The following is a 1,994-nucleotide window of genomic DNA, read 5'->3' as shown; positions in this document are numbered from 1 at the left end:
ACGACAGCTGCTGTTTCTCCATCTGGACTAATCGCTACTTGCGTTCCGCCTTTGAGGGTACGCAGACATTCAAAAAATCGATAAAAATTGAATCTTTGTAAAGCTTTACGCACTTCTGGTGCCGTTCTTCCTCGCAGCATTAGATAAGCCGATCGCTGTACCAAATCTGACTCATCGTACAAAGCTTTCTTTACTATTTCTAACCCAGGCTTTCCATACTTTATCGCTTCTTTTAGTGCCGCTATTCGCTGTTCTATAACAACACTTGCAAAGCGTCTTTTGACACCTTCTATCCCTCCCAAAACGACACCGTTTGTCGGAGCAGCATTTTGACCGCCAAGGACGGCATCCCAGCCTGTAGGCTGAGTAATACTTTCTGTCATTGTAATATTGTACGCGAGCGAACAGCTTTTTAATTATAAGTGCGATCGCGTATTTTTTTTCGCGATATCTATGATTCATTTATATTCAGCAAACAGTTAAGTTTGCTTTGTAGCTTTTCTCGCAATGCTTGTGCTTGCTGATACGTATTTAAACGGATCTTACTTGATGCCGTTTGTGGTTCAATTGTATTTTGACTATCACTATTTCTGTAGAGAGGTTGAATATAATATTGCAATCGACTTCTCATTGCCCAAACTCCCATTGATGGGAAGAGAATAAACACAATTATCAAAAAGGAAATCGGCAAGAAAGGCAAGCCAAATATTTTGCCGATATTTTTTAAATTAAAAGCAAAAGGATGTAAATATTCATTGCCCAAACACACAACTGGAAGAATGGGAATTTGATAGCGATCGCTCAAACTAATAAAACTGGGATGAAATGTCTGAATCTGAAAACGTAACGGCCAACCTTTGCAAGGGCCGCGCAAACCTTCCGGCGCATAAAGTAAAATTGTTTTACTAGCAACTGCCGCTTCAAATTCATCGTATTCTGCCCGCACGCCGCCCAAAACTTCAGACCATCCCGACGGTAGCCACCAAATCATCCAAAGATGTTCAAACAAAGAAACACCGGCAAGGGGTTGTACAATCCAGTCGCGTGTATCTCCTAACAGATAAGCTAATACCAAAAAATCCCACGGGAAACACATTCCAGCATGGTTCATCGCTACGATCGCCGGCCCATTTTCGGGTAAATTTTCGATTTGTTGCAACTCGCCACGAAAGTAATATTTGACTATAGGTGCGAGAATTTCATCGCGAAAAGCTTTTTGATAATTTGGATCGAACGTCGGAGTTTCTCGACGCGGTAAACGACAGCCAAGACGTAACCAGCGAATTAACAACGCTAGATAAAATCCACCCGGAATCAAAAATAAGATATATTCCAACCAATTCCAACCATCGGGATCGGCATGATAATGCTGCCAATGACGATTGAACAAAATTAGCCAACCTGGTGGATACCAGAGACAAAACCAATCGAACCAACCAAAAGTAAAACCTTCACCTCTCATATCAAATTATCGTTCTTTAGTTTGTAGTATGCCGATATTTCCAACTGGGGGAGCCAAAAGTCAAAAGTCAAAATTCCTCCCTCTCCCTCTTCCCTAGTCCCTAGCCCCTGTTCCCTAGCCCCTTTTTTGACTTCAGCGCACCAGCCTCGCAACCGCTGTAGCTAACTTAGCTGGCTCAACTGGTTTAGGTACGTGCATTTGGAAACCTGCCTGAATAGCCTTGTAACGATCCTCCTCTCTAGCAAAAGCTGTCAGAGCGATCGCACGAATTTCTTCGCCTCGCGGTGACTCAAGCTGTCGCACTTTGCGGATCAAGTCGTAGCCGTCTTCTTGTGGCATTCCGATGTCGCTTAGCAACACATCCGGTTTGATATGTTCGATCGCTTCCATTGCTTCCCTTACCGAACTCGCCGTCCTCACTTGGGCACCGTATTGTTTCAGTATCGTAGCAATCAAATCGCAGCTATCTACATCATCATCAACAACAAGAACCTGCAAACCATTAAGAGGCTGAACAGCTGAGGGACTCAAA

At 43.5% G+C, this 1,994-nt stretch carries 2 protein-coding genes and 1 pseudogene; all 3 read right to left on the bottom strand.

Annotated elements, in window-relative coordinates; genetic code table 11:
* Positions 1 to 383 (bottom strand): annotated as a pseudogene (locus tag H6S82_RS31105) (WD40 repeat domain-containing protein); the annotation flags it as partial.
* A 68-nt stretch (positions 384 to 451) separates the two neighbouring features.
* Complete coding sequence (locus H6S82_RS31100; protein WP_190462145.1) at positions 452 to 1,462, bottom strand: 1-acyl-sn-glycerol-3-phosphate acyltransferase; 1,011 nt, start codon at positions 1,460 to 1,462, stop codon at positions 452 to 454.
* A 132-nt stretch (positions 1,463 to 1,594) separates the two neighbouring features.
* Positions 1,595 to 1,994 (bottom strand): response regulator (locus H6S82_RS31095; protein ID WP_191057326.1); only part of this gene is annotated, 400 nt, incomplete at its 5' end.

This window comes from Planktothrix sp. FACHB-1355, assembly GCF_014748295.1.
Lineage (GTDB): Bacteria > Cyanobacteriota > Cyanobacteriia > Cyanobacteriales > Aerosakkonemataceae > Aerosakkonema > Aerosakkonema funiforme_A.
Note: the sequence above shows the minus strand (reverse complement) of the source record. Positions and strands in the feature narration are given on the sequence as shown.

Excerpts from the sequence above, each read along its gene's own strand:
- H6S82_RS31100 (WP_190462145.1), bottom strand. The coding sequence starts at position 1,462 with ATGAGAGGTGAAGGTTTTACTTTTGGTTGGTTCGATTGGTTTTGTCTC.